Here is a 1,141-nt window from a genome sequence, read left to right on the forward strand (position 1 = left end):
GAAAGCGGTTCAGGTTCAACCGCGTCGGCAGATAGCCGAGTACTTCGAGGAACGCGGTGCGAATGCGTCGTAGATCGGTACGCCACTGCTTGGGGCTGAACCGAGTCTTCTGCGCGTTCTGGAAAGCATTGCTGCGAAGTAGTTCCCACACCTTACGTGCCCACACGCGTGCCTGGGAGAAGGACATCCAGCGCGTCAAGTCTGCGATGTCGCGAATGTAGCTGTCGTCGCTGGCATTACAGATCATGTCCTGTGGGTGCCCGATCCACTTGACCGGAATCCACGGCTGGACTTCGGGTCCGTCGCCGGCAACGCCGTGTCCCTCACAACCTTCGATGACACCGGCCGGTTGTTGAGGATCCGAGATCAAACCGACTCCGATGATGTTGGCGCCGTTCAGCGTCGGAGAAGTCAATGTCGGAAGTGCTGCGCGGATCACGCTGCATCCCTGGGAGTATCCGATCAGCATGACTGGGCCGTCTGTCTGTGCGATTTCGGCAGTGAGGGCCTTCACACCCATCGCGGTGCTGTGCCGAAAGCTCAGGCCGCCGTCGGCGACCGGGCCGTACGACGCGGGATAGGCGACCCAGCGAGAATCGAATCGACTGTCGAGTTCGTCGGTGACGGCGCTGAGGAGTCCGCGCACACGGGCGCCGTCGTCGCCGACGTGGGATTCGCCGGTGCCGCCAACTGCAAGAACGGTTACCTCAGCCATGCCAGCGATGATCCACGTCGATTCTGAGAGGTCGGCATCCAAACCCTGAGAAGAGACTGGCAATCCGTTGTGCTGCGAAATCGTTATGGAACGAGCATCATTTACCAATGACGACGCCGAATCGTTCATCCAGGCGAAAAGTGTCCGTGGTCGGGGCGGGAAGCGTCGGCACTGCGATTGCGTACGCGTGCTTGATACGCGGATCAGCCGACGCGCTCGCCCTCTACGACACCAACAGGGCAAAGGTCCGCGCCGAAGTTCTCGATCTCAACCACGGAACCCAGTTCACACCGCCGTGCACCGTCGAGGGAGGTGATGACATCTCGGTCACCGCGGGATCGGACTTGGTCATTGTCACCGCGGGCGCCAAGCAGCATCCCGGCCAGTCGCGGCTCGAACTTGCCGCGGTGAACGTCACGATTGCAC

The 1,141-nt window shown here is 61.2% G+C and carries 2 protein-coding genes; one reads left to right on the top strand and one right to left on the bottom strand.

The window, feature by feature from the left end:
• Positions 1–844: PE-PPE domain-containing protein (locus ABT116_RS48820; protein WP_351648032.1), on the bottom strand; the 844-nt coding region annotated here is incomplete at its 3' end.
• Here ABT116_RS48820 and ABT116_RS48825 point away from each other — a divergent pair.
• On the top strand, positions 823–1,141 hold a 319-nt coding region (locus ABT116_RS48825; RefSeq protein WP_502984100.1), incomplete at its 3' end, for a lactate/malate family dehydrogenase. The two genes, ABT116_RS48820 and ABT116_RS48825, sit on opposite strands and share 22 nt — an antisense overlap.

Source organism: Streptomyces sp. NPDC002130 (assembly GCF_040296465.1).
GTDB lineage: Bacteria > Actinomycetota > Actinomycetes > Streptomycetales > Streptomycetaceae > Streptomyces.